At 43.8% G+C, this 4,862-nt stretch carries 4 protein-coding genes; 2 read left to right on the top strand and 2 right to left on the bottom strand.

Annotated features, from left to right (window positions below; all coding sequences use genetic code 11):
• The first annotated feature begins 408 nt into the window (after positions 1-408).
• Positions 409-1,347 (top strand): DUF1559 domain-containing protein, encoded by a 939-nt coding sequence (locus tag Q0668_RS20415; protein ID WP_298868028.1) that lies wholly within the window; start codon positions 409-411, stop codon positions 1,345-1,347.
• A 145-nt stretch (positions 1,348-1,492) separates the two neighbouring features.
• The gene (locus Q0668_RS20410) at positions 1,493-1,927 is read left to right on the top strand and encodes a hypothetical protein (RefSeq protein WP_298868027.1); all 435 of its coding nucleotides are present in this window, start codon (positions 1,493-1,495) and stop codon (positions 1,925-1,927) included.
• Positions 1,928-2,008: 81 nt separating this feature from the next.
• Here Q0668_RS20410 and Q0668_RS20405 read toward each other — a convergent pair whose 3' ends face one another.
• Both Q0668_RS20405 and Q0668_RS20400 read right to left on the bottom strand, forming a co-directional pair.
• Entirely contained in the window at positions 2,009-4,057 is a 2,049-nt protein-coding gene (locus Q0668_RS20405) for a PEP/pyruvate-binding domain-containing protein (RefSeq protein ID WP_298868026.1), read from the bottom strand.
• A 201-nt stretch (positions 4,058-4,258) separates the two neighbouring features.
• Positions 4,259-4,735 (bottom strand): hypothetical protein, encoded by a 477-nt coding sequence (locus Q0668_RS20400; RefSeq protein ID WP_298868025.1) that lies wholly within the window; start codon positions 4,733-4,735, stop codon positions 4,259-4,261.
• Positions 4,736-4,862: the final 127 nt, after the last annotated feature.

The following is a 4,862-nucleotide window of genomic DNA, read 5'->3' as shown; positions in this document are numbered from 1 at the left end:
TATGGCGCAAATTACGTGCCAAAGCGAGGGAAGTCATCTGGGAAATGCGGGTTAGTAAAACCACACCAAAGTACACGTCATAAACAGTTAACAGTAATGAACTTAGTCAGTTGTTTTTTGAACTCATAAAAAAATAACCATGTATTTTACCGTATTATTAATATTTATTAATTTAAACAGTAGTCACTGCCTGGTCTCATCGTAATAATCCCATAGGCCCTCTGTTTCATTGATGAACAAGGGGGCTTCGAAATATTCATTCTGATGATTCATTCGCTCTGATTCAGAATTTCCTGCATTTCCTTATTTCGCTGAATTTGATTTCGATACCTTTATTATGGATTTGGGTTAACTAAATAATTCTGCGGGCACTCTCTATTTTTTATTCTACTTAAAGGCACATTACTAATGCGAAAAGAACGACTACGTAGACACGGTTTCACACTCATTGAATTGCTGGTGGTGATTGCCATCATTGCAATTCTCATTGCACTTCTATTACCGGCTGTCCAACAGGCACGCGAAGCAGCCCGCCGCAGTACCTGCAAAAACAACCTGAAGCAAATGGGCCTGGCGTTGCATAACTACCACGATACGCATCGTGTTTTTCCACCTGCAACAATCAATGGTGGTCTTTCGAGTTGTTCTGGTGTCCAAGGGACCGGCGCTATTCTGAATCACACATGTTACCAAATGATTTTGCCCTTTATGGATCAGGCAAATCTTTACAACCAATATAACTGGAGTACTCCAAGTGGTCGTGCCAAGCACAGTAGCTGTACCGGTACCGTTCCTTCAGCAGATCAATATTCAGTGGTGACTTCACCTGTGCCTGTTTTTCTTTGTCCTTCGGATCCAGGTGGTTCATCGCATACTACCACGTCAGCTGATTACTATGTCGATCGTGGCTGGCGAACCAGCTATGGAGTCGTCAACTACACAACCGGAGGTGGTGGTGGAAGCTGGGGTGCGAATGCCAGTCTATCCAAAGGAACTTTGGGACCTAACGGAGCAGCCCAGTTTAAAGATATTACCGATGGTTCCAGCAATACAATGGTATTCTGTGAAACAAAATTACTTAAAACATCAACCAGTTATGGTCCCTACTGGAATGCCGTAACCCACACGTTTTTTATTCTGCCTGGAGTCAGTAACTACAGGATCAATAATAATTACGATGGTAACAACAATCAGTACGCCTGGGGAGCGGGTAGCCACCATGTAGGAGGCGCCCACATACTTTTAAATGACGGAGGAGTTCGATTCCTGAGTGAAAATGTTGATCTGACTAGTGTTGTTGCAGCGTTAGTTTCTATCAGAGGTGGAGAAATCTTGCCAGAATTTTAATCGGCATTTCTATTCTCACCTGTTAATCAAAGAAAATGCCGCGATGATGGCTCATCATCGCGGCATTTTGAAAACACGCTTGTTTTGCTTTGTGATACCATCCCCCTATCACCCCTTTTTATTCATACATAGGACAGTCGGATTAATGAAACTAATTTTCTCTTCACTTTCTTACACTAACTTATTGTTTCTGCTCTTACTCTGTAGTCTTCCAGGCTGCATGGGAAACGGAGGCGAACCGACACCCGATTTGGGTGAGGTGACGGGCACCATCACTCTCGATGGCACACCACTGGGTAAAGCAAATGTTATATTTGAACCCGAGGCTGTAGGCGAAAAAGGCAGAAGCCGCGCGTCAAGTGCGATCACATCAGCAGATGGCCAATTCAAACTGGCCTTTAATTCTGATGTTTCAGGCGCCTCCATCGGCAAACATAAAGTGATCATCAGCAAAATGTCCGATAATCCGGCAGAAGCAGGGCTGCAACTGGTCCCAACCAAATACAATGATGCTTCCGAATTGACAGCAGACGTTGTCGCAGGTAGCAATACGATTAACTTCGATCTCAAATCGAAATAAGGATCACAATCGTAAAGTGCAAACAACAGAAAACGGGCGCGTTCAAAACTTATTTGAACGCACCCGTTTTTTTTGCTTCCACTAGTTCTGTTCGAGAATACGAACGACTTGAGCATAAGTATCCACTTCAATCAGATCGCCTGTTTTGATCTTGGTTGTGGCCAACTGGGTACCTATTAATGTTGGCTTCCTTAACTCCCTCGCAATAATCGCAGCGTGGCAGGCAATCCCGCCATCATCGGTCACTATGGCACCACATTTCTTCAGCAAAGGCATCAGTGCCGGGCTTGACTGAATCGAAACCAGAATTTCATTTTCTTGCATTGTGTGACCGACCGCGTCCAGACTCAGCACCACATGGGCGCGTCCTCGAAAAATCCCAGGCCAGGCAACTTGCCCTGATAACTCATGGGAATCATTTTCAGGAATAATCTTTCTTTCCTTGGAGAGCCGCGTCAGCAAATAACCCGTTTGTGATACCAGATAAAATTCTTCCTGGCCTTCAATAAATTGAAAAATGTATCGCGCACCCGATTGAATGGCTTTGAAACGGGACTCTAATAGTTCCAGTGTCACTGATTCGTTCTTTAACTCACTCCAGACCATTAATTCACAAGCACGTTCCGGTTCCGAAAAACCAAGCGCTTTCGCCTTTTGAATCGCCAAAGGTTCGATAATTTTCCGCTCGATGACAGGATAAAGCGTATGTGAGCGAATTTGCTCTGCAAGGGCTTGAACTTCCGAATCTTCCAGTTGATTCGATTCAATGTAAATCAAAACCCAGGCGGGAAAAACGGTCGTGTGCTGTGCAATATCGGCAAAAAAATCTTCAATTTCTTGAAGACTCTCGAATCCTTCAACTCCCTGATCAATCCGAGTTTGCCCCTGATCATAAAGGTCTAAGGCATGCTTTAAAATTTCGATCAAATGCGAATGATCGTTTTGAAACAGATCGCCGATGTGTTTCGTGTAAGCTTCGACGGATTTTTGGGAATAGAAAATATTCACCGTCCCCGTCTCATCCTGTATCAACAACGTTTCATTCAAATGCGTTCCTAAAGTTTTGTCGGCATGTTTTGAATCAAGCCAAAATGGCAACACAGAGGCAGGCAGTAAAGAAAACGGACGCCGCACGACGAATTGCCATTCCTGTGATTCATCAATCAAATTTTGATCATATTCTTCAGCCAGAGTCGTAATCGGCCGCGCCTGCAAAACCTGAAACGCGCCATCTTGAATCGCCCACTCTGTATCGATCGGATGTCCAAAATGATCTTGCAGGCGCGACAGAATACCCGCGTATTCAGAAACTTGCGCGTCGCTTATTTTCTGTTCTTTTCCCGCGTCATCAAGATTTCTCCAATCAGTATCTGATTTGCCATCTCCTATAAAAAGCCCTTCTTTCTGGTTACCAATAATCGATTCAAGGATCTGATTCGAACCACGTTCCACCACATATTGATCGGGAACGATTCTGCCCGAAACGATGGCCTCTCCCAATCCCAGACAGGCCTCAATCAGTTGGATATCTGGCTCTTGAGTTACTGGATGAACAGAAAAGCCAATGCCAGATATTTCACTGGCCACCATTTCCTGAACAACAACGGCGACCGCAACCTGACCCGATCCATACCCATGAGTGGCTCCATAGGTTAAAGCTGTTTCGCTGAACATCGAACTCCAGCATTGCCGCACATTCTGAATGATATCATCAGGAGAGACATTCAAAAATGTTTCTAATTGTCCCGCCCAGGCACTCGTAGAACTATCTTCACAGGTGGCACTGGAACGGACAGAAACCCGCTTGGAACCGAATTGCAATGCTGCTTCGCTCACCGCATCAACAATCTCTGTCGGCACCTCGACATCATTGATTCGCGATAGAATCTGTTGATTTGCTTGCGTCAGATCAATTTGTCCCGCACTCAGTGACTGAATCGAATCGATGACAAATTGCTTCAGGTCACCCGCACTAAAGAATTTCTCAAATGCAGCGCTCGAAATCACAAATCCTTGAGGGACGGGCGCCTTGGCACGCATCAACTCACCCAGCGACGCACCTTTCCCACCCGCTTCAGCCACAAAAGATGAGTCTAATTCAGACAATTGATAGATCAAACGCCTTGCCATAGTGCTGTCTCCGTAAAGATTCCAGGAATCTTCTACATGTTAGAATCATCCAGAGGCACTTTTTCTATTTCGTGATCAGAGTCTTGTATGTCTTTTTTAAGTTAAATACGCCCCAAGTATCGCGAACGAGTCAGAAACTATTAAGATATTTCAGGAGAATAATTCTTTTTACTACATATGAAAACTCAAAAATAATTCTCATTACTTGGGAGCACCTGATTCAGTACTTTCCGCTTCAGGAGTGTGCTTTTTCTGATCAACTTCTTCTTTTTCCTTCTTGATGATTTTTGCAGAATATGTCGCTTTTAATCGGCCATCGGGAGATTCTGCGATCACATAATCTGAGGCTTCCACACCGTCTTCCCTCATGCGTTTAAAATCGACTCCCCATATCATCTTATAATTCAAGGACTTAATTTTCTTGATCGCATCCAAGGCACTCGATCGTGCTGAACTATCCATCATAGACGTAAAACCTTCCAGATCATTCCACGCTTGTGGAGGTTTCTGCTTATGTCTGGCATAGTTTTCATAGACAAAAGCAACAGTCTTTAACGCTGCTTCTTCAGGATCTTTGGGGGGAGTAGATCCTGTCTTCGGTTGACTAGATGATTTGCCACAACCCACAATAAACGAAACTCCTATTAATAAAATAAGAGCAAAATTAATACGAGCCATACAAATCCTCTGATTTCATAGAGTAAATTTTGCTGTTAATGCTAGCTTGTGCAAAATCAGGTTAACGGGAAACCATAATGTCCACATATTAGCTATCTACACATACTCAGTCAAATACAAAATTATT

It is taken from the genome of uncultured Gimesia sp. (assembly GCF_937910335.1).
Taxonomy (GTDB): Bacteria; Planctomycetota; Planctomycetia; order Planctomycetales; family Planctomycetaceae; genus Gimesia.
This window is presented reverse-complemented; position numbering and strand designations above follow the sequence as displayed.